The following is a 24,204-nucleotide window of genomic DNA, read 5'->3' as shown; positions in this document are numbered from 1 at the left end:
GATGGCAACTAAGGGAGCGGACCACTGGTCAGCGGGATTGCCCCAGCTGAGGCTGAAATGGGACATGTCGGGGCCTATGCAGGCCGTCGGGGCCTTGTTCGCAATGTCGGCGGATGCGGTCAAGTTCGCGTTCCGTCGGCCGTTTCAGTGGCGGGAGTTCCTGGAGCAGTCCTGGTTCGTCGCACGGGTGTCGCTGGCTCCCACCTTGTTGGTAGCCATCCCGTTTACCGTCCTCGTCAGCTTCACGCTCAACATCCTCCTGCGCGAACTGGGCGCGGCGGATCTATCCGGTGCGGGCGCCGCGTTCGGTGCAGTCACCCAGCTCGGACCGTTGGTCACGGTTTTGATCGTGGCGGGCGCGGGTGCTACGGCAATGTGTGCGGACCTGGGAGCACGAACGATCCGTGAAGAGATCGACGCGATGGAGGTGCTGGGCATCAATCCGGTGCAGCGTTTGGTCACACCGCGCATGCTGGCGTCCGGATTGGTCGCCTTCTTGCTCAACAGCCTCGTTGTGATCATCGGCGTCCTTGGCGGCTACGTCTTTTCGGTCTTTGTGCAAGACGTCAACCCGGGCGCGTTCGCCGCGGGTATCACGTTGCTCACGGGCGTGCCCGAGGTCATCATCTCGTGCGTCAAGGCAGCCCTTTTCGGCCTCATCGCCGGCTTGGTGGCCTGCTATCGGGGCCTTTCGATCACCGGCGGGGGCGCCAAGGCCGTCGGCAACGCGGTGAACGAGACCGTGGTGTACGCCTTCATGTCCCTGTTCGTCGTCAACGTGGTCGTCACCGCGATCGGCATCAAGATGACGGCGAAGTAGGGGCAGCCAATGGCGCTGAGGGCCACATATCCGCGATTAATCCGCCAATTCGAGAGGCCGGTCGCCTCGTTGGGGCGGATCGGCGACCACACGCTGTTCTACGGTAAGGCGCTGGCCGGAGTGCCCTTCGCCGCCACCCGTTACACGCGTGAAGTCGTTCGGCTGGTTGCCGAGATCAGCATGGGCGCGGGCACTTTGGCGATGATCGGCGGAACCGTTGTGATCGTCGGCTTCCTGACGCTGGCGGCGGGCGGAACCCTGGCCATTCAGGGCTACACCTCGCTGGGCAATATCGGCATCGAGGCGCTGACGGGCTTCTTGTCTGCGTTCATCAACGTGCGCATCGCGGCACCGGTGGTCGCCGGGATCGGTCTGGCGGCCACCTTCGGCGCCGGGGTGACCGCTCAGCTCGGTGCCATGCGGATCAACGAAGAAGTCGATGCGTTGGAGAGCATGGCGATTCGGCCGGTCGCCTACTTGGTGAGCACCAGGATCCTGGCCGGAATGTTGGCCATCACGCCGTTGTACGCGATCGCCGTCATCTTGTCGTTCGTGGCCAGTCAGTTCACCACGACGTTCTTGCTCGGCCAATCGCAGGGTCTGTACCAGCACTACTTCAACACGTTCCTGAACCCAATTGATTTGTTGTGGTCATTCCTGCAGGCCATCCTGATGGCGCTCACGATCCTGCTGATCCACACCTACTACGGCTATTTCGCTTCGGGGGGACCTGCCGGTGTCGGCAACGCGACCGGTAACGCAGTGCGCACCTCGCTGATCGTCGTGGTGTCGGTAACGCTGTTGGTCTCGCTATCTATCTACGGTACGAACGGCAACTTCAACCTGTCCGGTTAGCGAAGGAGGTGGAACGGCAGTGACGCAGAGAGTGCCAGCGGGTCGCGCGGCCGCCGGGCGACCTCCGCGCGCCGGCCATGCCCGGCCCGCCGGGCGAAGCTATCTGGCGCCGTTGCTCGGATTGGCGACTGTCCTCATCATTGGCTTGATTTTCGCCGTGGCGGTCGGTTTGTTTCAGGGCTCTTTCACCGAAACCGTTCCGGTGACCGTGATCTCGCAACGCGCCGGCCTGGTCATGAACCCGGATGCCAAGGTCAAGATGCGCGGCGTGCAGGTGGGTAAGGTCGCCTCGGTCGAATCGCTGCCGAACGGCCAAGCGGCCATTCACTTGGCGATGGACCCGTCGCAACTGCGCTTCATTCCCAGCAACGTGCTTGTCGACATCGCGTCGTCGACGGTGTTCGGCGCGAAGTCCGTCCAGCTGGTGGAACCCGCACAGCCCGCGGCCCAGCGCCTGCACGGTGGCCAGACGCTGGAAGGCCAGCACGTCATGGTCGAAGTCAATACCGTGTTCCAGCAACTCGTTTCGGTTCTCGAGCAGATCGACCCGCCCAAGCTCAACGAATCGCTGGGTGCGCTCGCACAAGCGTTCAGTGGGCGGGGCCCACAGCTGGGCCAGTCGCTGAGCGATCTGGATTCGTTTCTGGCCAAGCTGGAGCCGAGCCTGCCTGCGTTCAGGCATGACCTCTCGGTCTTACCGGTGGTGTCCAACGCCTACGCGGACGCGGCACCGAACCTGGTGAAGACCGCGGCCAACGCGACCCGGATCAGCAAGACGATCGTCGACGAGCAGCGCAATTTGGATGCCTTGCTGATCAGCGCGATCGGCTTGGCCGACATCGGCAACGACGTCTTGTCGACCAACCGCCAACCGCTGACGAACGTGATGCATCTGCTGGTGCCGACGCTCGACCTGACCAACCAATATCACGAGGTGTTCACCTGTGGTTTCGGCGGGTTGATCAACATCTCGCATGGTCCGCCGCTGTCGGAGCCGAGCATCAACATCTCGGCGAGCCTCACCTGGGGCGGTGAGCGCTACCGTTATCCGACGAACCTGCCCAAGGTTGCGGCCACGGGTGGCCCCCAGTGCATGGGTCTGCCGAACCTGCCGTTCAACACACACCCGAAGCAACTCATCGCCGATATCGGTGCCGACCCGGTGGGCTATGGAAACCCGCAGGTACTGATCAACTCCGATCTCCTCAAGCAGCTGTTGTACGGACCGATCGCCGGCCCGCCGCGCAACTCCGCCCAGGTGGGAATGCCAGGATGAGAACACGCGCCACGCTTATCAAGTTCACGATCTTCGCGGTCGTGATGGCGATGCTGACCGCCTTCCTGTTCTTCATCTTCGGCCAGTACCGGACGGGTGCGACGACCGGGTACACGGCGGTGTTCTCCGACGTCTCGCGTCTCAAGGCGGGGCAGTCGGTGCGGGTCGCCGGTATCCGGGTCGGCACGGTCAATAGTGTTTCGCTGCAGCCGGACAAGAAAGTGGTGGTGGAGTTCGACGCCGATCGCAGCGTCGTCCTCACCGAGGGCACCAGGGCGGCGGTCCGCTACCTGAACCTGGTGGGCGATCGTTACCTCGAGCTCGTCGATGGCCCGGGCTCGACCAAGCACCTGCCCGCCGGCGGTCAGATCCCGGTCAACCGGACGGCGCCCGCGCTCGACCTCGATTTGCTGCTCGGCGGACTGAAACCAGTTACCCAGGGCCTGAACGCGCGCGACGTCAACGCGTTGACCGCGGGATTGTTGCAGGTCTTCCAGGGCCAGGGCGGGACGCTCGACTCGCTGTTTGCCAAGACGACGTCGTTCTCAAATGCGTTGGCCGACAACGATCAAACCGTGCAGCAACTGATCGACAACCTCAACGTCGTGATCGGCACGATCTCCAAGGACGGCACCAAGTTCTCCGGCGCAATCGATCGCCTCGAGCGGCTGGTCAGCGGGCTGTCGGACGACCGCAACACCATCGGCTCCGCCATCGACGCCCTGGACAGCGGAACCGCCTCGCTGGCGGATCTGCTGAGCAACGCGCGGCCGCCACTGTCGGGCACCATCGATCAGTTGAATCGGTTGGCGCCGATCCTCGACAACGACAAGGACCGCCTCGACGCCGCAATCGGCAAGGCGCCGAGGAACTACCGCAAGCTGGTTCGGCTCGGCGCGGACGGGGCCACCATCCCGTACTACCTCTGCCAGTTGGAGCTCCGCGGCACGGACCTTCAGGGCCGGACTGTGAAAGCCCCCATATTCAGGTCAGACGCTGGAAGGTGCACTGAACCCTAATGCTCAAGTATCACGGAGCCGGGCTCGTCAAGGCCGGACTCATCGGCGTCGTTCTGGCGGTGCTGGTCATCCTCGTCGGCCTGTCGCCCGACCGGTTCATCTCGTGGGCGACGATGGTCAGGTACCAGGCGCTGTTCACGGAAGCCGGTGGCCTTGCGACGGGCAACCCCGTGATCGTGTCGGGCGTGAAGGTCGGCACGGTGTCGGATGTGAAGCTGCGTCGTGGCGATGCTCTGGTCACGTTCGTGATGAAGGGCAACATCTTGCTCGGGTCGGAGACTTCCGCGCACATCCGCACCGGCACGCTGCTGGGCGAGCGGATGCTGGCGCTGGACTCCGCCGGCAGCGGCACGATGCATCCGATGACGCTGATTCCCGTCTCGCGCACGTCTTCTCCCTACTCGCTGACGGAAGCGGTCAGCGACTTGACGACCGACACGGCTGGAACCGACACCGCGGCGCTGAACCGGTCGCTGGACACGCTGGCGAGCACCCTCGACCAGATCGCGCCCCAAATGGGCCCGGCCTTCGACGCGCTCACCCGGTTGTCCCGTACCCTCAACGGCCGCAACAAGAGTCTGGGCGAGCTGTTCAAGAGCGCCGGCGACGTCACCGGGGTTCTCTCCGAACGGAGCCAGCAGGTCAACAAACTCATCCTCAACTCCGGCTCGCTGCTTCAAGTGCTGGTGGCTCGGCGCCAAGAGATCGTGGACCTGTTGGCGAACACGTCGGTGGTCGCCAAACAGCTCACGGCTCTGGTGCACGAGAACGAAAGCAAACTGGCACCGACGCTTGAGAGGCTGAATTCGGTGACCGCGATGCTGGAGAAGAACCGCGACAACATCGGCAAGGCGATGCAGGGCCTCAAGAAGTTCCAGATCACGGTCGGTGAGGGCATTTCCAGCATGTACGCCTATCAGGCGTTCGTCCCGAACTTCCTTGCGCCGCAACTCTTCCAGCCGATCATCGACTACCTCTGGGGATTCCGCACCTTCGACACTTCGAAGGGCCCCGGCTACCCGTCGCCGCTGCCTCGGTCGTTGACTCCCTGGCCCTACAACGGTATTCCGGTGTGCCCTGGCTGCACGCTGGGCGGCAGGGTCGGAGGATCACAGTGATCCGCCACAACCGACTGACGGCCGTGGTGGGGATCGTCCTGGTCGGGCTGATCGTTGCCGGAGCTGCCGTACTCGTCCGCAACACGTTGTTCCGGCAGCAGACGATCACCGCCTACTTCACCACCGCCACCGCGATCTACCCCAACGACGAGGTGCGGGTTTCGGGTGTCAAGGTCGGCAACATCAAATCCATCGAGCCGCACGGCACACAGGCCAAGATGACCCTGAAGGTCGACCACGGCGTGCCCATCCCGGCGGACGCCAAGGCGGTGATCGTCGCCTCGAATCTGGTGTCTGCCCGCTACGTCCAGCTCTCGCCGGCCTACCGAGACATCGGGCCGGTCATGCACGACGGCGCGGTCATACCGGTCGAGCGGACCGCAGTGCCGGTCGAATGGGATGAGGTCAAGACCCAATTGATGCGGTTGGCAACGGATTTGGGACCCAAGAGCGGTGTATCGGGCACGTCGGTGGGCCGGTTCATCGACAGCGCCGCCAACGCGCTCGACGGTAACGGTGACAAGCTGCGGCAAACCCTGGGTCAACTGTCGGGGGTGGGCCGCATCCTCGCCAACGGCAGCGGCAACATCGTCGACATCATCAAGAACCTGCAGACCTTCGTCGGCGCGCTGCGCGACAGCAACGTCCAGATCGTGCAGTTCAACGACCGCCTGGCGACGCTCACCAGTGTGGTCAACGACAGCAAATCCGACCTCGACGCGGCGTTGACCGATCTGTCGACGGCGGTCGGCGAGGTGCAGCGCTTCATCGCCGGGACGCGGAACCAGACCAGCGAGCAGATCGCCCGGTTGGCCGATGTCACACAGAATTTGGTCGATCACCACATGGACCTGGAGAACATCTTGCACGCGGCGCCCAATGCGCTCGGCAACTTCTTCAACGACTACAACGCCGACACCGGAACCATCGTGGGAGGGTTCGGGATCATGAACTTCGCCAACCCCACGTTCTCGGGTTTGATGGTTCCGGTCCCCGTCCCGGGCTGCACGGCGCTCGGCGCCATCGAGAACGTCACCGCGGTGGAGTCGGGCAAGCTGTGCTCCCTGTTCCTCGGTCCTGGGTTGCGAGTGCTCAACTTCAACAACCTGCCGATCCCCATCAACATCTTCCTGCAGAAGTCGGTGGACCCGGCCAACATCCTCTACACCGAACCGCGCCTGGCGCCCGGCGGCGAGGGTCCGAAACCCGCAGCGCCCGAGATCCCGCCCGCGGTGTCGGCCTACACCGGCTTGCCCGGTGACCCGGTTGGACCCCCGGGAGCCGTGCCGCCAGCGCCGATACCGGGCGCGGCGATGCCGCTGCCGCCCCCGCCGTCGACACCGATGCCGCCCCCACCGCCCCCAGCGCAGAGCACGTCAGACATGCTGTTGCCGGCCGACGGGCCGCAACAATGATCGCCCGGGCTGCGGTGCGGCGGGTGTTCGCCCTCGGTTGTTGCGTGGTGGTGACGGCGACGGGATGTGCGTTCCACGGCCTGAACTCGCTACCCCTGCCCGGCGCAGTCGGGCGCGGGCCGGGGGCAGACATCTATCACGTCGAGCTGCCGAATGTCGGCACGATGGAGTCGAATTCGCCGGTGATGATCGACGACGTCGTCGTCGGCAGCGTCGGCACGATGCGGGTGCGCGGCTGGCACGCCGATGTCGAGATCTCGGTCAAGCGAGATGTCGTCGTCCCGGCCAACGTGGTTGCCACCGTCGGCCAGACCAGCCTGCTGGGGTCGATGCATGTGGAACTCAATACGCCGCTCGGCCAGCCGGGAAGCGGACGGTTGCAGCCGGGCGCCACCATCCCGCTCAGTCGATCATCTGCCTACCCGTCGACGGAGCAGACGCTGTCGTCGCTGGGGGCAGTCGTCAATGGCGGCGGCCTTGGGCAGATCGGGGAGATCATCCACAACTTCTCCGCCGCCCTGTCCGGGCATGAGGGCGCGGTGCGTGATCTGATCACCCGCCTCGACACATTCGTGGGGACGCTGGACGATCAGCGGGACAACCTCGTCGACTCGATCCAGGCGCTGAACCGGCTGGCCAGCACATTCGCCGACCAACGCGACGTTCTCACCCAAGCGCTGCAGAAGATTCCGCCCGCGCTCGATGTTCTGGTCAAGGAGCGCCCCCGGCTGACCGCCGCCCTGGACAAACTCCGCGTCTTCAGCAACACCGCCACCCGGTTGGTCAACGACGCCCAGGCCGACCTGGTCAAGAACCTGAAAAACCTGGAGCCGACCCTCAAAGCCCTCGCCGACGTCGGACCCGAGCTCGGCGTGGCCGTCGCGGCCGCGTTTGTGTTCCCGTTCACCCAGAACTTCGTCGACCGGGCGGTCCGGGGCGACTACTTCAACCTCCACGTCGATTTGGACCTGTCGATTCCACGGCTCAAGCGCGGCTTGATGTTGGGGACCCACTGGGGGCAGCTTGACCAGCCGCTGGTGCCGGCACCCGGAGACCCGTATTACCTGCAGTACACCCACGATCCGATGCATGACCCCCTGCGGCCACCGTGGGTCGACCCCGCGGCCCTGCCTCCGCTGCCGGGTCCTCGGCCGGCGGCCCCGCTGCCCGGGCCTCCGCCGACCGCGGCACCGGCGCCGGACGCGGGTCAAACGCCACCGCCGGCAACGGCGCCGACGGAAGGTGGCGGCTAGATGCTGACCCGCTTCGTCCGGATCCAGCTGGCGGTCTTCGCGATCGCCGGCACCATCGGCGTGATCGCGATGGTGCTCTTCTACATCCAAGCGCCGACCCTGCTGGGCATCGGTCGGATGACGGTGACACTGGAGCTGCCGGCAACCGGCGGCCTGTACCGGTTTTCCAACGTGACCTACCGTGGTGTTCAGCTCGGCAAGGTCACGTCGGTGGGCCTGACGCCGACCGGCGCGAAAGCGACGCTGTCGCTTAGCACTTCACCGAAGGTCCCCGCGGACCTGACGGCGGAGGTGCTCAGCGTCTCCGCGGTGGGTGAACAGTACGTTGACCTGCGGCCCAAGACCGATTCGCCGCCATACTTGCACGACGGTTCGGTAATCTCCGCGCGCGACAGCAGGATTCCACAGCCGGTCGGGCCGATGCTCGACCAGCTCAACGCCCTGGTCCAAAGCATCCCGAAGACCAAACTCGGCCAGCTGCTCGACGAGGCCTTCCAGGGCTTCAACGGCACCGGGTACGACCTGGGATCCCTGATCGATTCCTCGCAGACGTTGTCCCGCGATGCCAACGGCGTCGTCGACCGCACCCGAGCCCTGACCGAAGACACCGGGCCGCTACTGGACACTCAGGCGCAGACCACCGATTCGATCAGGACGTGGGCGCGTAGCTTGGCCGGCATCTCGGATGTGTTGGTCGACAACGATTCCCACTTCCGGACCATCCTGCAAAACGGTCCTGAGGCCGCCAATGAAGCTTCCCGGCTGCTCGAGCAAGTCAAGCCAACGCTGCCGGTGCTGCTCGCCAACCTGACCACCATCGGGCAGATCGGCGTCACCTATCACCCCTCGCTGGAGCAGCTGCTGGTGTTGCTGCCGTCGGCCGTCGCCATCGAGCAGGCCGCGGCGGCGCCAAACCATCCGGAGGGAACGGCCCAGGGCGACTTCGCGCTCACGATCGACGACCCGCCGATCTGCACGGTCGGCTTCATGCCTCCGAACACCTGGCGATCCCCGGACGACCTCACTGACATCGACACACCGGACGGGTTGTACTGCAAACTCCCGCAGGATTCACCGATCGGGGTGCGCGGTGCCCGCAACTATCCCTGCATGGGACACCCCGGCAAGCGCGCGCCCACCGTCGAAATCTGCAACAGCGACAAGCCTTTCATGCCGCTGTCGATGAAGCAGCACGTTCTCGGCCCCTACCCGCTTGACCCCAACCTGCTCGCCCAGGGCGTTCCGCCCGACGACCGGGTTACCGTGAACGACAGGATCTTTGGCCCGGTGGAGGGAACGCCGCTGCCGCCGGGGGCGGTGCCGCGCGGCACACCGGCGGGGCCGCGCGGAGAAAATCCACCACCGGGCACGGTTGGAGCGGCCGTACCGCCCGTGCCGTCGTCGGGACCACCTCCGCTGGCGCCCATGTCGAGAATGTCGGCCGACCTTCCGCCCTTCGCGCCGCTCGACGTCCCCGCAGCCGGGGAACTTCCCCCGCCGCCACCCGCGCCCGCACCGCCCGCTGCCCCCGACGCGGCACCAGCCGACACCGCCGGCGGCGAAGGGCCGCAGGCCGCGCCGAGCTCATTCGGTGGTGGACCGGGTAAGCAGGTGCCGGCCGTCACGGTCGCCCGGTATGACCCGCGCACGGGTCGTTATGTGGGTCCGGACGGGAAGCTCTACCAGCAGTCGGATCTCGTTGCGCCGAAAGCGCCCAAGACGTGGCAGGACATGCTTCCCACCTGAGGCCGCTGCCTGGCGACGCGCGGCGCCCGAGGATGGGGCGAGGTAAGTGAGTGGAAAAGCCCGGTCAGCCGATTTTGTCGAGGCGTAACGGCATCGTGACGTCGAGCCACTGATTCTGCCCGCAGGCACCAGACGGCCCGACCGTCTTGTCCTTCCCCGCGTAGGTGGACGACCCGAGTTGGTATCCGCCGTATTGGTTCACCGGATAGAAATAGAAGGTCTGCTGTCCGGGAAATGCGGTGCCGTCCTCGCACCGCTCCCAGTTGGGCACTTCGCGTTTGACCTTCCACATCTCCCCGTCATTCATATACAGGGGCGCGCTCCATCCCTGGTCGCTGGTCAAGGTGCCGTGGCATTCCTGAAACGTGTCGCACGTCGAGCTGATCGTCCACGTTTGCACGACCGTCGGCTCGCCGAAGTATTGGTCGTTTCTCTGGGCCCAGTCGCCGATGGATGTGGCGCGGAACGTCCCGTTGACGGCCACTTCTTCCTTGGTCGTTGCCCGGGCCATGGATGCCGTGCTGACACCGCCGAACACGGTGGCAGCGACCAGCGTTGCGGTGGTGAGTGTTCGAACTGAACGCATCAGGTGCTCCTCGATCCGCTTCAACTAACCGCCATTATTAATGGGGTATCAACATTGCTGCGGCTTTTCGTGCAATGAGATTAACACCGCTTCGGCTCCGGCAAAATGGCGATCGGACCAACAATGGAAAGCGATCACGACAGCGGATCCATCTTTGAGATCAGCCAGGAACCCTTGACCTTCGTCAACGTCACCCGGGCGGTGTTCGCAGTGGTCTGCGGTTCCGGCTTCTCCTTGCTCGTCGCGGTCTGGTCGATGAACACCAGCACGACGGCCGAATCCGCGTGCAATTCCGAAACGGCGGCCCGAATCACGCGTGCCGTCTCCGTGACGTGCTTCTGCTGGGCCAGCACCGCGATCTGTTCGGTGAATTTGGTGTAGTAGGCGAGGAAATTACCGGTGAGATATGACTTCGCCTTGGAGAAATCGTGGTCCAGGTGGTCGGGAGAGTACGACAGCACCGCCACGGAACCCTCTGACGCCGTTTGGATTGCCCGGTGTGCCGCCGCTTCGGAGACCTGCTGATCGGGTCGGTACACGAAGAAGTAGAGACCGACGGCCAGCCCCATCGCGGCAACGACCAACACAGTTGCGACTATCGAACGCCACCTGCTCGCACAGCGGCCGGTCCAGCGCTTGACCGCGGCCGGACGGTCGGTGCGGGCCCGTTGAATAGCGGGTGGCGATCCCGTCTCGTCGGACGGCGTGGCTTGCACGCCGTCCAGCGAGGAACCATTCTCGATAGTCATCGCAAGAAGTCGACTTTCGACATTTTGAGCTGACCGCCATCCCGCGTGAGGTCGACGCTGATCCGCCACACGACAGGTGGACGATGGCTGTTGTCGGCGTTGATGACATCGGACCTCGCTGCGACAAGCAGGACCGCCGAATTGTCGCTCATCGACTCCACCGCAACGGCTTCGACGGTGGCCTTGCTGCTGACTTTGGATTCCTCCGTCTGCTTGGCCATCAAGGCTGACATCGCCGACATCTGGGCCTTGAAGTCGCCTGTGGAGTCGTCGATGATGCGTTGGTAATCGTCCCGGGCGTGGTTGGCGTCAATCGACATCAGCGTCGTAACCCGTTGCCGCGCCGCCGCAGTGAACTCCGCCGCGAGCTGTTGTTGGTGCACGGTGGCGCGGTGCCGCCACACCATGTAACCGCTCGCGGCGAGGGAAGCGGAGGCGAGCAGGATGCCGACGACGGCGGCAATCGTTCTCCGCCTTGGGCGTCGGAGCCACCGCGGTCTCCCCGGCCGCCGCGGAATCCGCGGTCGCGCCCGGGCCGATTTGGCGGGCCGCTGCTCGCCATCGTGGAAAGCCGCGCCGTCGTCGGCGTCTCTTGCTTCGGCTTCCCCGCGCAGCCTCGCGAGGCGCGCCCGAGCCGCCGCGGCGCGCGCTTCGGCCTTGGCGACCTCGTCTGCTTCGTCCACATCCGGGACGGGCGCTTCGGCGCCGGCGGCGACCCCATCGTCGGGATCAGGTCCATCCGGATCGTGCACGGAGAATGAGCTTATCACCACCGCCCGCCCTCAACGGCGCCATCGGAGGGCCGCAATGGTGGCCCTCACGTGCGCAAATGCCTACCCACCACCTCGCGAAGCGGAGCAGGTGGGGTTGGCCCCGCGCGGGCGGCCGTCCGGTACGCCTGATCTTCTCCAACTAGGAGAATTTTCTTTTCGGGTGTGGCACAGTAATTGCGTGCGATTCGTCGTGGCGATGGCTGGCGCGTTGCTCGGCGCCGGTGTGCTGACCGCGCCGCCGTCCTCGGCGGGGCCGACCGTCTGCGACTACCCCGCGTGCACCCCGGGCATCATGCCGCACCAGGTCTTGGGTGCCCCGTGTGACAACACCACCTACTACGCCTTCGGCGTCGCCGATGGATACGTCTCGTTCGCCTCGGAGCCCGGACGGCTGATGTTCTGTGGCTCGCCGAGGAGGTACCAGCCGCGGTGGTTCCGGTCGCCGCCAATGGCGGGAGTCAAAGAAGAAGGCGCCAACTGCCAGAATTATCAGAACTACGTGGCGCAGGCGCCCGACGGCCTGTTCCTCGTTTGCTTTGCCCACGACGGCATAATGACCTGGGTTCGCGCCGACACGTAGCCGCTGCGTCTCCGGTCAGCCGAGCCCGTCCCGGGGCAGACCGAGCAGGCGCCGGCTCAAATCGGTGACCCTGGCGAGCAACGTCTCGTCGTCGATGTCGACAACCAGCGGATGCATGACAGCGGTGCTGAGCGCGCCGGAGAACATGGCCGCCTCGATCCGCCCGTCCAGACCCGCATCGCTCAGCAGCACCCGGTACAGACGGTCCATGAAGGCTTGAAAGGGTTTGTGCTCGGCCAGCAATCGGACGACTACGGGATCGAATTGCAGCGTGCGCACCAACCGGCGGTCGCGAACGGCCATCTCAATCACGCGCACCAGCAAGGCATCTCGTGCTTGCGGGCCGTCGTCGTACGCTTCGGCCTCCTCGAGAGCCGGCTCGAGCCGGCCGAGTTCCCGCTCGGTCACCGCGATGACGATCTGCTCTTTGGTCCGGAATTGATGGTAGACAGCAGCTTTCGTGACACCGACGGCATCCGCGATCATCTGCAGCGACGTACCGCTGACACCGTGTGTGGCGAACAGGTCCAACGCGGCGTCGAGTACCCGCGTCCGGGCCGGGCTGCGCTCGATCAGCCAGAATTGCTCATCGGAGACCGGTTGCCGCGCTGTTTCCACGAACCGAGACTAGACGACCTTCTTGACCGAAGCTAGCCGATCGGCTAGCTTCGCTGATTATTCGTGTGAGGTAAGGCGATCTCGTAGGGGAGGGGCCGATGGCCGACGTCGGGGCTGGCGACGCACGGTGTCCGGGGTTGACGCGAACCGCGCTGCGGCGGACCAACGGCGAGCTGGTCCTGCTCTGGACGTTGCCGGCGGCGCTTGTCCTCTGGATCGCCGCATTCTTGCTGTTTCCCGGCTTCAATCCGCCGATGTCACCGACGATGCCGGCCGAACAGGTGGCCGCGTTCTATCGCGATCCGGCCCACCTCCCGGAGATCCGGTACAGCATGATCCTGTTCAACTGGTTCGGGGTGTGCCTGGTGCCGATCTTGGCGTTGATCGTCTTGCAGATCCGCAGGATGGCTCATCGGACGCCGATCTTTTCCTATGCGATGCTGGGTTGCGTTGCAGGCGGTCCGACGCTGTTCCTCGTTGCGAACGTGTGCTGGCTACTGGCCGCCTTTCGTCCTGAACGCAACCCCGAGCTGACCCAGTTGCTCAACGATTTTGCCTGGATCACATTCACGATCCTGGTCCCGTTTCTGATCGGGCAAAGCGTGATCCTCGCCCTGGCAATCTATTTCGACGAGCGGCCGTGCCCGGTCTTCAGCCGGTGGGTGGCCCACTTCAACCTGCTGGTGGCCGGCGCGCTGGTGCCCGCGGCGTTCGTCGGCGCGACCCTGACGGGCCCGTTGGCCTGGGACGGCTTCTTGTCGTTCTGGGTGAAGAACGTTGCGATTGGCGTCTGGATCGTGGTGATGGGCGTGGTGTTAGGCCGGGCGATCTATCGCGAGCGTGCCGAAAACACCGGTCCCGGGCAAGAATTGGTGAGTGCATGAGCGCGGTGATTGCGCCCTCGGCCTCCACGCCACCTCCAGGTCCGCTGCTTCGCCGAATCGGCTGGCACCTGCTGCGCGGCCCCAAGCGCGAGCTGTGGGTGGCGTGGGGAATACTCGTCGTCTTTTACAGCCTCTTCTTCCCGGTGTTTTTCATCGTGGCGCAAGTCCAGCCGCCGCCGCAGCCCACCTGGGACCTGGCGACGCAAGTCCATTGGTTCCACGAACGCCACCTCGGGATACCCGTCGGTTTCGGCGTTATCTTCGCCATTAGCGGCATGATCGCGATCAACAACGCGCTCATCGCCTATTCGATGCGGCGGATGTCGGTCAGTCCGGCGTTCGCGTATTCGTATTTGATCATCTACTCGCTCAGTGCTATTCCCGGCATGTTGCTGCTCAACATCGCGCTGATCGTCGGGACGCTTCGCCCCGAACGCGACCCCGAAGCGGTCGGCTGGCTCTACGACTTCGCCTTCCTGTCTTTCGACGGAACGATGGGGGTCTTCCTGATCGGATCGCTGATCTGGATGGTCGCGATCCTGCTCGACCGGAATCGGGTCTTCCCAAAGTGGTTCGGATATCTCAACCTGTGCAACGCCCTCACCGAGGTCGTGGTGGCGCCGTGCTGGATCTTCCAGCGCGGAGTGCTGGCATGGAACGGTCAGATCGCCTGGTGGCTCGACATGGTCGTGTTCGGGGTCTATCAAGTCATTTTCATCGTCATGCTGTTCCGGATGATCCAGCGCGAGGACCTCGGCACCGGGCGCCTGCCAGAGCTCAAGCGGGAGACGGTGGCCGCGTGATGGCCGATGTAGCCGACGAGAAGCAACGGGTGAGATTCGTGCCGGGACAGCCGGACATGTGGGCGTTCGTGCTCTTCGAGACACTGGTTTTCACGGGCTATTTCGGCTTCTACCTGTTCTACCGCGCCCGCAACCCCGAGCTGTTCTTGCATGCGCAGTCGCAGCTCGACCTGCGGGTCGGGGTGTTCAACACCCTGGTCCTGCTGCTGAGCTCGTGGTCGGTGGCGCGGTGTGTCCAGTCCGCCCGGGTGGGCGCCTACAGTGCGGCCCTGCGCGACGTCTTCATCACCGCCGGGTTTGCCGTGGTCTTCCTCTTCTTCAAGGTGTTCGAGTGGGCTCGCTTGGTGCACATGGGCAATGGATTGGACAGCAACGACTTCTTCACTTACTACTTCTTCCTCACCGGCATCCACTTCGTGCACCTGCTGATCGGCTTCGTCGCCCTCGGCGTCGTCGTCTACCAACTTCGCGCGAAGGCGCGAAAGCCCCACGAAACCCCGGAAACCCAGCAGCTCGTCGAAACCTGCGCTACCTATTGGCACACCGTCGATTTCCTGTGGGTGCTCATCTTCGCGCTGCTCTACGTGGTGAGGTGATCTCCGATCAAGTTCAACAAACGACTGCTGGTGGTATGGACGATCCTGGCGACCCTCACCCTCGGCTACCTCTGGCTAGACCGCTGGGCAGGCCATGCCGGGACGTTGAAATCCAGCGCGGTGGTCACGTCGAGCGTCATCGTGATCGCACTTGTCAAGGTGCGCATCATTTTTCGTGAATTCATGGAGGTGCGAAACGCTCCGGTGCTGCTGTGCCGGCTCACGGACGCGTGGGTGTTGCTGATGGCCGTCGCCCTGCTCAGCTGCTACTTCGTCGGCATGAACCTTTGATTCAGCCCGCGACAGCGACCGCGTCCGCGGTGGTGAAGGTGAGATGGAGTTCGCTCAGGCCACGCAGGATGTACGTCGGCTCGTAGCTGTAGCGACGCTCGGCGGCCGGTCCGTGATGGGCTTCGTCGATCTCGATGCGCGGCATCCGGTCCAGGATGCGCTCGATCGAGACGCGGCCCTCGACGCGGGCGAGCGGACCGCCCGGGCAGGAGTGGACACCCCGGGCGAAGGCCATGTGCTCGCGAACGTTCTTGCGGCGCAGGTCGAATTCGTGCGGATTCTCGAAGCGTCGCGGGTCGCGGTTCGCGGCGCCCGGCAGGACCATCACGACGGTGCCGGCGGGGATGTCGACGCCCCCGACGGTGGTGGCCTTGCGGGCAAGCCGCGAGTCGCTCTTGACGGGGCTGTCCATCCGCAGCGATTCCTCGATGAACCCGGGGATCAGGCTGCGGTCCTCGCGCAGCTCCTGCTGGATGTCCGGCCGGTCGCCGAGCACCTGCAGGGCGGCGCTGAGCAGCTTGGCGGTGGTCTCCTGACCGGCTGCGAATAGGAACGTCGCCGAGCGGACCACCTCGATGACCGGGGGCGTCGAGCCGTCCGGATACTTCGCCGACGCAAGCGACGTCAGCACGTCGTTGCGGGGCTCGCGCCGCCGGTCCTCGATGTAGTTGCAGAACTTTTCGTCGAGCCACTCCAGCGGGTTGATGCCGACCGACTGGTGATCGAGTGCCCCGACCCGCGCTCCGGGGCGGTCGGCGCCCAAGACGGTGCGGAACTCCTTATGGTCCTCCTCGGGGACGCCGAGTAGGTCGGCGATCACCAACGTGGCGAAGGGCTTTGAGTACTCGGCGATGAACTCGCACTCGCCGTTGCTCAGGAATTCGTCGAGCTGACGGTCGGCGAGGCGCCACATGAACTCCTCGTTCTGCTTCAGCCGGCTCGGGGTCAGCAGCTTGGCCAGCACGGACCGGGCCTTGGTGTGGTCCGGCGGATCCATCGTCACCATATGCTCGTTCATCGGAAAGGAGCTGCGGTGCGCATCGATCTGAGCGCTGATGTCGTCGCCTTGGGGCGTGAACGGCAGCGGCGGGAACGGGCCGCCCAGCGCGACGATGTTGGAGAACGTGTCGGGGTCCTTGTAGATCTCGCAGGCTTCGTCGTACCCCGTGACCGCGATGACGCCATAGTGCGGCAGGCGCAGCACCGGGTTCTGACTGCGCAGGTAATCGAAGTAGGGGTGCGGATCAGGTACCAGAGACGGGTCGGTGAAGAAGTCGATCGACTCGTAGTCGCTCATCGGATTGCGTCTCCCTGGGCTTGGATTACCGGCTGTGTTCGGCGGCAGGCTATGGGGCCGCGCGATTCGGAAAACCGAAAATGTGCTGAGCACCTGCTTAGCATGGCGGTAATGTCAGGGTCAAGGTCGCAACGCCGAGGCATCGCGCTGACCTGGCTACGATCTGACTAGGTCGACACCGGAGTCTCGAGAGCATGGAGTGACGGCATGACATCTGCTTCTGCGGCCCGCCGGATCGGGGCGCCGGACGCGAAGAATCGCGGCCTGCTGCTCGACGCGGCCGAGCAGCTGATGCTCGAAGAGGGCTACGCCGCCGTGACGTCGCGCCGTCTCGCGAACAAGGCGGGGCTGAAACCGCAATTGGTGCACTACTACTTCCGCACCATGGAGGAGCTGTTTCTGGAAGTCTTCCGCCGCCGCGCCGACGAAGGGCTGCAGGCGCAGGCCCAGCTACTGCAATCGCCGCAACCACTGTGGGCGCTCTGGCGGTTTGGCACCGACCCGGCGTTCACCCGGATCTCGATGGAATTCATGGCATTGGCCAACCATCGCAAAGATATGCGGCGCGAAATCGCCTACTACGCCGAGCGTTTCCGCGAGGAGGAGCGCAAAGCGGTGGCCGCCGCGTTGCAGCGCTACGGCGCCGAGAACGACGACGTGCCCGCGGTGGTCTGGACGGTGCTGATGAGCAGCTTGTCGCGAATGCTGGTGCTCGAGCAGGCGATCGGCATGTCCGGCGGTCACGCCGAAACCGTGGAGTTGGTCGAAAAATATCTGCGCCGCCTAGAAGGCGAGCCGCGACCCATCGAAGGTATCCCGCCGACCTGGGTGGTTCACCAGTTGCGCAGCGAGCAGAGCACGCCCTTGGGGCCGTCCTTGGATACGACGACGGCTCCGTCCACCGCCAGATCACAGTGAAGCCCGGGCGTGCCGGGCTCCGTGCCCGTGCTCGCCACGACCATCGCGTAGTCATTGGGGTTCGACATGTCCAAGTCGAAGCTCCACGGTTTGCCCGGGGCGAGGTCGACATCCACATGCGGCGTGAAGGAGTAGGGGTTGTGGCTGTAATCGGAGAATTTCTCCGGCTGGTGGTCCAGGTAGTAGATGTCGGTGTAGATCGGATTCTGCGCGGTGACCGTGTACGTGACGTGATGCATGGCCGGGTCGGCATGGGCGTGGCCCGCGCTCACGAGTGAACCGGTCGCACCCGCCAGCACCGCCGACAAACTCACTGCGCCCACACTCAACCGTCTGACCGTCATTTCGCTCCTCCGGCTGCCCGTCGCGCACTCGTGGTGCGGTTCATCACCCGCTCTGCGGCCCGCCAGTGTGCGTCGGCGACCCACAGCCGTGCGAAGGATGCTATCGCTTCGTCCGCCGAAACTCCGCTGATCACGCGCTTTATCTCGGTCGCCGGGTGGCGAGCCAGCGACCTCGCGATGGATTGCCATCCCTCGTCGAACGACTCGCGGGGGAACACCCGGTCCACCAGGCCGATTCGCTCGGCCTCGTCCGCGGTGAGGGCGGTACCGGTGCCGGCCAACAACAGCGCCCGGCTCTTTCCGACGAGCTCGGCCAGCCGCTCGGCGCCGCCCCAGGCCGGCATGATCTCGAGTTCCACCTGGTTGAAGGCGATCTTGACGTCGTCGGCTGCCAGCCGGATGTCGGCGGCGACCGCGACCTCGGCGCCACCGCCGAAGGCGTGGCCGTTCAGCGCGGCGATCACCGGGGCGGGGAAGCTGGCCAGTTGGTCGCAAATCGCGCGCATCCGCTTGGCCATCGCCGCGGCATCCTCTTCGGTCCGCAGCGCGCGCAGCTCCTTGAGGTCACCGCCGGATACGAAAGCCCGATCTCCCGCCCCCTTGATCACCAGGGTCTTGGCGCCCGCCGCGGCGTCCAACGCCTTCTCCACCTGCTGCATGGTGTCCAGCGCGATGGCATTGCGCGCGTGCGGCCGATCGATCGTCAGCACCGCCAACCCGTCGTCGATCTCCAGGTCCACCATGCGTTATTGCTCCTAGGACGAGAACAGACGATATTGGCATTCTCTCGGTGCGAGAATAACATCGTCGCCGCAGGCCGAAGAGCTATCGTCAGCGAAGACAGGGGCGCCCACATGCGGGATCGAATTGCGGCAGTGCTCGCGGCGTCACTCGCGGTCAGCATGCTCGGCGCATGCACCCCGCGGCCGCCGACTCAAATCTCCAGCACTGCTTCCGTGACCGTCAACGGGATCGACACGAAGTTCAACGTCGTCAAATGCAGTCAGAGGGAATGGACCCGGACGATCGACATCGGCGGCGACTTCGCCGGAGCTAATGTCATCGTCGACGAGCGGGCCGAACCGGTTTCCGCCGAGTCGGTCCGCATCCGCAATCTGGGCAACTTCACCGGCATGTACTCGCGCGGGGGGGAGGGGGATGTGGACATGAGTTCGAGCGGCGGCAGGTTCACCATCACCGGCACCGCACACGGCTCCAAGGCCGACAAACCCAACGAACCCACCACGGCCACGTTCAAAATCGTCATCGCTTGCTGATCCGCCCCTTTGGCGAACCAGGGGGTACGTTGCGGTTCGACGCCTGCAGAGAATACAATTCTCAAAAATCGCGAAGGAGGATTCCATGGGTCAGTTGTCGCACAAGGTGGACGTCCCGTTCCCCATCTTTGATGCGGATAACCATCTCTACGAGCCGCCGGAAGCGCTGACGAAGTTCTTGCCCAAGGAGTACAAGGACTTCGTCCAGTACGTGCAGGTCAACGGGCGGACCAAGATCGCGATCCGCGGCCAAATCAGCAACTACATTCCCAACCCGACCTTCGAGGTTGTCGCCCGGCCGGGCGCTTGGGAGGAGTACTTCAAATTCGGCAACCCGGACGGCAAGACCAAGCGCGAGTTGTTCGGTGAGCCGATGCGCGCGATCCCGGCGTTCTTCGAGCCCGGCCCGCGCCTGGAGAAGATGAACGAGCTGGGCTTGGACCGCACCCTGATGTTCCCGACGCTGGCCAGCCTCCTCGAGGAGCGGCTGTCGGACGACCCCGTTGCCATCCACGTTCTGGTGCATGCGCTCAACGAGTGGCTCGACGAGGTCTGGGGCTTCAACTACCAGAACCGCATCTTTACCACCCCGGTCATCACCCTGCCGATCGTCGAGAAGGCGATCGAGGAGCTGGAGTGGGCGGTCAAGCGCGGCGCGCGTTGCATCCTGGTCCGCCCGGCTCCGGTCCCCGGCTTCCGCGGTCCCCGGTCGTTCGCGCTGCCCGAGTTCGACCCGTTCTGGGAGCGGGTCGTCGAGCACGACGTGCTGGTCGGCATGCACTCCAGCGACAGTGGCTACTCCCGGTACACCTCGGAGTGGGATGGTGCCAACGCAGAGATGCTGCCGTTCCAGACGAATGCGATGGGCATCCTCAACGAGTGGCGGCCGATTCAGGACTCGGTGGGGTCGTGGGTTATCCACGGTGCGCTCTACCGCCACCCGAAGCTGAAGGTTGCCATCGTCGAGGCCGGTTCGAAGTGGATGACCCCACTGCTTGACGGCCTGGCCGAGGTCTTCCGGAAGGCCCCGGAGGCGTTCCCCAGCGACCCCGTCGAGATGGTCAAGAGCCGCATCCACGTCAGCCCGTTCTTCGAGGACGGCATCGACGATCTGGTCAAACTCGTCGGTGTGGATCAGGTGCTCTACGGCTCGGACTGGCCGCACCCCGAGGGGTTGGCGGAGCCGACCTATTACATCGAGGCGCTGTCGCACCTGCCCGCCGACGACCAAGCAAAGATCATGGGCGGCAACCTCGCCCGGCTTGTCACGGTGTGACAGGCACGCAACTGTGGGAGACCATCCCCGAGATGGTCTTGAGCGCGGCGGACCGGTTCGGCGACGCGGAAGCGGTGGTCGACGGTCCGCTGCGCCTCACATTCACCGAAGTTGTCGAGCGGATCCGTTGCGCCGCAGGCGCCTTCGCTGACCTCGGCGTCGAGAGGGGCGATCGAGTCGCCCTCTGGGCGCCCAACTCCGCGGAGTGGATCGTCGCGGCGTTCGGTCTGCTCACCGCCGGCGGCGTGCTGGTACCCGTCAACACGCGGTTCAAGACCGACGAAGCCGGCGACATCATCGCGCGCAGTGGGGCGAAGGCCGTCCTGGCGCGCAAGGGATTCCTGGGCCAGGACTACACCGCCCCCGCGGGGATACCGGTGATCGACCTGGCATCCGACTTCCTGTCCAGCGGTTCACCATTCGAGCGGGCGGTAAGCGGCAGCGACATCTCCGACATCATCTTCACCTCCGGGACGACCGGCCGCCCGAAGGGCGCGATGATGAACCACGGTCAGACGCTGCGTATGTACGAGGAGTGGGCGACGCTGGCGGACCTGCGCCGCGGTGACCGCTACCTGCAGATCAACCCGTATTTCCACACGTTCGGCCTGAAGGCCGGGCTCATCACGTCGTTCCTGCGCGGCGCGACGATGCTGCCGCTCGCGGTCTTCGACATCGACACCGTCGTCGATCTGGTTGAGCGCGAACGCATTACGATGCTGCCCGGCCCGCCGACGCTCTACCACTCCTTGCTGACGGTCCCCGACAAGTCCAGGCTTGCCACGTTGCGCGCCGGCGTGACCGGCGCCGCCGACATCCCCGTCGAGCTGGTCCGGCGCATCCATGACGAGCTGCCGTTCCAGACGCTGATGACCGGATACGGGCTGACCGAGGCCGGCAACGTGACCCTCTCGCGGCCCGGTGACTCCTTCGAGGATGTCGCGACCACGGCGGGCCTGCCATGCGAGGGCGTCGAGGTCCGCATCGCCGATGACGGCGAAGTGCTGGTCCGCGGCTACGGCGTCATGCAGGGCTACCTGGACGATCCGGCGGCTACCGCCGAGGCGATCGACGCCGAGGGCTGGCTGCACACCGGGGACTTGGGCAACATCGACGACACGGGCCGGCTGCGCGTCATCGGACGCAAGAAGGACATGTACATAGTCGGCGGCTTCAACGCTTACCCGGCCGAGATCGAGGGCTTCCTGCTGAACCACCCGGCCGTCGCCCAGGCCGCCGTCATCGGGGTGCCCGACGGGCGGCTGGGACAGGTCGGCAAGGCCTTCGTTGTCGCGAAAGGCCCTCTCAGCGCTGAGGAATTGATGGACTGGTGCCGCGAACGCATGGCGGGCTTCAAGGTCCCTCGGTCGGTGGAGTTCCTCGAGGCCCTGCCGCTCAACGCCACCGGGAAGGTGGTCAAAGGCCTCCTGCGTTGAGACGGAGTCCGCCAGCGTGCCTTTTGGCGTGTCCTCAGCTCACCCGGATGACCAATTTGCCGACGTGCTTGCCATCGCGCAGTCGCTCGAACGCCGATTTAGCCTGTCCGAAGTCGACAACATCGTCGATGACCGGTGTCAGTCCCGTCGTGGCCACGGCGCGGACGAGATCTTGTAAGTCGGCGCGGTCGCCGACGGTGATGCTGCGCGTGGTCGCGCCACTGCCCTTCAGCAGAAAATAGTCAACGCCGGGGTTGTCATCGCTGAGGAAACCGATCAGGGTGACCTCTCCGCTGACTGCGACCGCCCGCAACGACTGCTCGATGGTGGCCGGCCCGCCGACTTCGACGACACGGTCCACACCGCGTCCTTCGGTGACGTCACGGACCTGTTCACCCCAGTTCGGGTTGCTGCGGTAATTGATCACTTCCGCGGCGCCGAGCGCCCGCAGTGTCTCGGCCTTTCGCGCGCTCGAGGTGGTCGCGATGACCCGGGCGCCCGACACCTTGGCCAACTGCAACGCGAAGACCGACACCCCGCCCGAACCAAGGGTCAGCACCGTCTGGCCCGCCCGCACCGGCGTGGGTCCGCCGAGCGCGTTCCACGCCGTGACCCCGGCGCAGGGCAGCGTCGCCGCCTGTTCGTCGGGAATTGCCGCGGGGATGCCGACGACCGCTTCCCGCGACACCACCTTGTATTCGGTGAGCCATCCGTCCTGCCCGCTGCCGTAGCTGTCGGAGTTGGCGGTGGCCGGCATCGGGCCGCCGAACCACCTGGGGTGGAAGGCGCTGACGACCCGGTCACCCGGGCGGTAGTCGTCGACGCCCTCACCCACCTCGACGACTTCGGCGGCGGCGTCGCTGCAGGGCACCAGACCATGCCGGGCGTCGCGCACGTAACGACCCAGGGGGATGGCGATGTCCCGGTAGTTCAGCGAGACAGCCGTGACGCGCAGCAGCAGCTCGCCCCGCTGCGGCGACGGGACGGGTTCGTCGCGTAGCGCCAACCCGTCGAGTCCTCCGGCGGCGCCATCGAACCGGTACACGTGCATCGTCGAATACCTCTCTCCCGGTTACGGTGTCAACAAAGTGTGAGTTTGTGTCGGCCCTCGTCGTAGGGGATCAGCGCGTCGTTGTGTCCGGCGCGGATCTTGTTGACGAAGTCGAGGTTGGCCAGGGCGGCCCGGCCGATCGCGGCGATGTCGAACTCGCCGCGATCGAATTGGTCGACGAGTTTCTCCAGCGAGGCGATGTCGGCGTGTCCATCGGGCGTGTTACCTTGCCCTTCAATGGTTTTGGTAAGACCGATTGAGCCCACGACGATGGTGGGCCGTCCGGTGAGCTTCTTGGTCCATCCCGCCAGACTCAATTCGCCGTCTATGCCGCTACGTTCGGGGAAGGCCGGTTGGTAGTGACGGCGGGTGGACGGATGGAAGATATCGACACCGGCTTCGGCGAGCGGGTGCAGGAGCGTCTCCAATTCGTGCGGGGTCTCGACGAGTCTCGCGTCATACAGGTCGGCTTTCCATTGGGAGAACCGGAAGCTGATCGGCGTCTGCGGCCCCAGCTCCGCGCGCAGGGCCGTCACCAGTTCGGAGGCAAACCGTGTCCTGTCGGGCAACGGGCCCCCGTAGAGGTCGACGCGCCGGTTGGTGCGATCCCACAAGAACAGGTCCGGTAGGTATCCATGGGCCCCGTGCACTTCGATACCGTCGAAACCCGCCCACTGCGCATCGCGGGCGGCTCGCACGTAGTTGCCGATGATTCTTTCGATGTCGTTGACAGACAGTGCTTTCCCGACCGGCTCACAGTAGAGGTCGATCCCGGACGGACTGACGGTCGGGACATCGGGAAACCTCTCAGGGTTGGGCCCGCGGTATACCCCGGCGTGCAGCAGTTGCGAGAAGATCGCCGCACCTTCGTCGTGGACGCCGTCGACCACGGTCTTCCAGGCCGCTTTCGCCTCGTCGCGGAAGTAGCTCGCCATGTCGAAGTCCAGCGCGGTGCTCGGATCGGGGATCAGTGTCGCCTCGGTGATCAACAGGCCCATGCCGCCGGCGGCGCGCCGACGGAAATACCCCGGATACTCCGCCGTGGGCACACCGTCAGGCGTTGCGTATCTGGTCATCGGCGCGAGCGCGAACCGGTTGGGCAACCGCACCGATCGCACCGTCAGCGGGGTGAGCAAGCCGGTGATGTCGACCATATCGTCTGCCATCGGAATTCCTTCCTGAGATCGTCAGCGGCAATGTGCCGTCGCCACCGCAAGCGGCGC

Annotated in this window: 26 protein-coding genes; 17 read left to right on the top strand and 9 right to left on the bottom strand. The window is 65.0% G+C overall.

Features of this window, described 5'->3' with window-relative positions; translation table 11 throughout:
* The first annotated feature begins 1 nt into the window (after nucleotide 1).
* Genes A5773_RS15460 through A5773_RS15425 form a run of 8 tightly spaced genes read left to right on the top strand, consistent with a single transcriptional unit; the run spans nucleotide 2 to nucleotide 9,502 of the window.
* Nucleotides 2-820, top strand: coding sequence for an ABC transporter permease (locus A5773_RS15460; RefSeq protein ID WP_066957712.1), 819 nt, complete (start codon nucleotides 2-4; stop codon nucleotides 818-820).
* 9 nt (nucleotides 821-829) lie between these two features.
* Nucleotides 830-1,675, top strand: coding sequence for an ABC transporter permease (locus tag A5773_RS15455; RefSeq protein ID WP_066957710.1), 846 nt, complete (start codon nucleotides 830-832; stop codon nucleotides 1,673-1,675).
* 19 nt (nucleotides 1,676-1,694) lie between these two features.
* Nucleotides 1,695-2,951 carry an MCE family protein gene (locus A5773_RS15450; protein WP_066957708.1) on the top strand — a complete coding sequence of 419 codons (1,257 nt, stop codon included), beginning with the start codon at nucleotides 1,695-1,697 and terminating at the stop codon, nucleotides 2,949-2,951.
* Nucleotides 2,948-3,970, top strand: coding sequence for an MCE family protein (locus tag A5773_RS15445; protein ID WP_066957706.1), 1,023 nt, complete (start codon nucleotides 2,948-2,950; stop codon nucleotides 3,968-3,970). The genes A5773_RS15450 and A5773_RS15445 overlap by 4 nt, the downstream gene beginning before the upstream one ends.
* Nucleotides 3,970-5,088, top strand: a complete 1,119-nt coding sequence (locus A5773_RS15440) for an MCE family protein (protein ID WP_067791466.1) — start codon at nucleotides 3,970-3,972, stop codon at nucleotides 5,086-5,088. The genes A5773_RS15445 and A5773_RS15440 overlap by 1 nt, the downstream gene beginning before the upstream one ends.
* On the top strand, nucleotides 5,085-6,503 hold the full coding sequence (locus A5773_RS15435; protein ID WP_197507882.1) for an MCE family protein: 1,419 nt from the start codon (nucleotides 5,085-5,087) through the stop codon (nucleotides 6,501-6,503). The genes A5773_RS15440 and A5773_RS15435 overlap by 4 nt, the downstream gene beginning before the upstream one ends.
* Complete coding sequence (locus tag A5773_RS15430; protein WP_066957702.1) at nucleotides 6,500-7,756, top strand: MCE family protein; 1,257 nt, start codon at nucleotides 6,500-6,502, stop codon at nucleotides 7,754-7,756. Before A5773_RS15435 ends, A5773_RS15430 begins: the two co-directional genes overlap by 4 nt.
* Complete coding sequence (locus A5773_RS15425) at nucleotides 7,757-9,502, top strand: MCE family protein (protein ID WP_067791464.1); 1,746 nt, start codon at nucleotides 7,757-7,759, stop codon at nucleotides 9,500-9,502.
* A 64-nt stretch (nucleotides 9,503-9,566) separates the two neighbouring features.
* Here the strand turns inward: A5773_RS15425 and A5773_RS15420 are convergent, their stop codons facing one another.
* The 3 genes from A5773_RS15420 to A5773_RS15410 all read right to left on the bottom strand — a co-directional run bounded on the left by A5773_RS15420 (nucleotide 9,567) and on the right by A5773_RS15410 (nucleotide 11,589).
* Nucleotides 9,567-10,088 carry a hypothetical protein gene (locus A5773_RS15420; protein WP_067791497.1) on the bottom strand — a complete coding sequence of 174 codons (522 nt, stop codon included), beginning with the start codon at nucleotides 10,086-10,088 and terminating at the stop codon, nucleotides 9,567-9,569.
* Between the two features lie 134 nt (nucleotides 10,089-10,222).
* Entirely contained in the window at nucleotides 10,223-10,837 is a 615-nt protein-coding gene (locus A5773_RS15415; protein WP_066957697.1) for a hypothetical protein, read from the bottom strand.
* Nucleotides 10,834-11,589, bottom strand: a complete 756-nt coding sequence (locus A5773_RS15410) for a hypothetical protein (RefSeq protein WP_067791495.1) — start codon at nucleotides 11,587-11,589, stop codon at nucleotides 10,834-10,836. Before A5773_RS15410 ends, A5773_RS15415 begins: the two co-directional genes overlap by 4 nt.
* Before the next feature lie 217 nt (nucleotides 11,590-11,806).
* Here A5773_RS15410 and A5773_RS15405 point away from each other — a divergent pair, with 217 nt between their 5' ends.
* Nucleotides 11,807-12,190, top strand: coding sequence for a hypothetical protein (locus tag A5773_RS15405; protein WP_197505495.1), 384 nt, complete (start codon nucleotides 11,807-11,809; stop codon nucleotides 12,188-12,190).
* Between the two features lie 15 nt (nucleotides 12,191-12,205).
* On the opposite strand, the gene A5773_RS15400 is transcribed toward A5773_RS15405, so the two are convergent.
* Nucleotides 12,206-12,808: a TetR/AcrR family transcriptional regulator gene (locus A5773_RS15400; RefSeq protein WP_066957695.1), complete on the bottom strand. Its 603-nt coding sequence runs from the start codon at nucleotides 12,806-12,808 to the stop codon at nucleotides 12,206-12,208.
* 98 nt (nucleotides 12,809-12,906) lie between these two features.
* Here A5773_RS15400 and A5773_RS15395 point away from each other — a divergent pair, with 98 nt between their 5' ends.
* Genes A5773_RS15395 through A5773_RS15380 form a run of 4 tightly spaced genes read left to right on the top strand, consistent with a single transcriptional unit; the run spans nucleotide 12,907 to nucleotide 15,382 of the window.
* The gene (locus A5773_RS15395) at nucleotides 12,907-13,692 is read left to right on the top strand and encodes a hypothetical protein (protein ID WP_067791462.1); all 786 of its coding nucleotides are present in this window, start codon (nucleotides 12,907-12,909) and stop codon (nucleotides 13,690-13,692) included.
* Nucleotides 13,689-14,495 carry a hypothetical protein gene (locus A5773_RS15390; protein ID WP_066957691.1) on the top strand — a complete coding sequence of 269 codons (807 nt, stop codon included), beginning with the start codon at nucleotides 13,689-13,691 and terminating at the stop codon, nucleotides 14,493-14,495. The genes A5773_RS15395 and A5773_RS15390 overlap by 4 nt, the downstream gene beginning before the upstream one ends.
* Nucleotides 14,495-15,091, top strand: coding sequence for a cytochrome c oxidase subunit 3 family protein (locus tag A5773_RS15385; protein ID WP_066957689.1), 597 nt, complete (start codon nucleotides 14,495-14,497; stop codon nucleotides 15,089-15,091). The genes A5773_RS15390 and A5773_RS15385 overlap by 1 nt, the downstream gene beginning before the upstream one ends.
* 6 nt (nucleotides 15,092-15,097) lie before the next feature.
* Entirely contained in the window at nucleotides 15,098-15,382 is a 285-nt protein-coding gene (locus A5773_RS15380) for a cytochrome C oxidase subunit IV family protein (protein WP_066957687.1), read from the top strand.
* A 1-nt stretch (nucleotide 15,383) separates the two neighbouring features.
* Here the strand turns inward: A5773_RS15380 and A5773_RS15375 are convergent, their stop codons facing one another.
* Nucleotides 15,384-16,679, bottom strand: coding sequence for a cytochrome P450 (locus A5773_RS15375; RefSeq protein ID WP_066957684.1), 1,296 nt, complete (start codon nucleotides 16,677-16,679; stop codon nucleotides 15,384-15,386).
* Nucleotides 16,680-16,886: 207 nt separating this feature from the next.
* Between A5773_RS15375 and A5773_RS15370 the strand changes: the two genes are divergently transcribed.
* Entirely contained in the window at nucleotides 16,887-17,597 is a 711-nt protein-coding gene (locus A5773_RS15370; RefSeq protein WP_066957682.1) for a TetR/AcrR family transcriptional regulator, read from the top strand.
* Here A5773_RS15370 and A5773_RS15365 read toward each other — a convergent pair.
* Together A5773_RS15365 and A5773_RS15360 are read right to left on the bottom strand one after the other, a co-directional pair.
* Nucleotides 17,513-17,836 (bottom strand): hypothetical protein, encoded by a 324-nt coding sequence (locus tag A5773_RS15365; RefSeq protein ID WP_082948258.1) that lies wholly within the window; start codon nucleotides 17,834-17,836, stop codon nucleotides 17,513-17,515. The two genes, A5773_RS15370 and A5773_RS15365, sit on opposite strands and share 85 nt — an antisense overlap.
* Nucleotides 17,837-17,937: 101 nt before the next feature.
* Nucleotides 17,938-18,684, bottom strand: coding sequence for an enoyl-CoA hydratase/isomerase family protein (locus A5773_RS15360; protein WP_067791460.1), 747 nt, complete (start codon nucleotides 18,682-18,684; stop codon nucleotides 17,938-17,940).
* Between the two features lie 111 nt (nucleotides 18,685-18,795).
* Between A5773_RS15360 and A5773_RS15355 the strand changes: the two genes are divergently transcribed.
* The 3 genes from A5773_RS15355 to A5773_RS15345 all read left to right on the top strand — a co-directional run bounded on the left by A5773_RS15355 (nucleotide 18,796) and on the right by A5773_RS15345 (nucleotide 21,930).
* Nucleotides 18,796-19,218 carry a lipoprotein LpqH gene (locus tag A5773_RS15355; RefSeq protein WP_066957676.1) on the top strand — a complete coding sequence of 141 codons (423 nt, stop codon included), beginning with the start codon at nucleotides 18,796-18,798 and terminating at the stop codon, nucleotides 19,216-19,218.
* An 85-nt stretch (nucleotides 19,219-19,303) separates the two neighbouring features.
* Nucleotides 19,304-20,494 carry an amidohydrolase family protein gene (locus tag A5773_RS15350; RefSeq protein WP_066957674.1) on the top strand — a complete coding sequence of 397 codons (1,191 nt, stop codon included), beginning with the start codon at nucleotides 19,304-19,306 and terminating at the stop codon, nucleotides 20,492-20,494.
* Complete coding sequence (locus A5773_RS15345) at nucleotides 20,491-21,930, top strand: FadD3 family acyl-CoA ligase (RefSeq protein WP_255360757.1); 1,440 nt, start codon at nucleotides 20,491-20,493, stop codon at nucleotides 21,928-21,930. The genes A5773_RS15350 and A5773_RS15345 overlap by 4 nt, the downstream gene beginning before the upstream one ends.
* Nucleotides 21,931-21,964: 34 nt before the next feature.
* Here A5773_RS15345 and A5773_RS15340 read toward each other — a convergent pair whose 3' ends face one another.
* Entirely contained in the window at nucleotides 21,965-22,981 is a 1,017-nt protein-coding gene (locus A5773_RS15340) for an NAD(P)-dependent alcohol dehydrogenase (RefSeq protein WP_067265520.1), read from the bottom strand.
* Between the two features lie 29 nt (nucleotides 22,982-23,010).
* Nucleotides 23,011-24,147 carry a 12-oxophytodienoate reductase gene (locus A5773_RS15335; RefSeq protein WP_156659763.1) on the bottom strand — a complete coding sequence of 379 codons (1,137 nt, stop codon included), beginning with the start codon at nucleotides 24,145-24,147 and terminating at the stop codon, nucleotides 23,011-23,013.
* Between the last annotated feature and the right edge of the window lie 57 nt (nucleotides 24,148-24,204).

It is taken from the genome of Mycobacterium sp. 852014-52450_SCH5900713 (genome assembly GCF_001667075.1).
GTDB lineage: Bacteria > Actinomycetota > Actinomycetes > Mycobacteriales > Mycobacteriaceae > Mycobacterium.
This window is presented reverse-complemented; position numbering and strand designations above follow the sequence as displayed.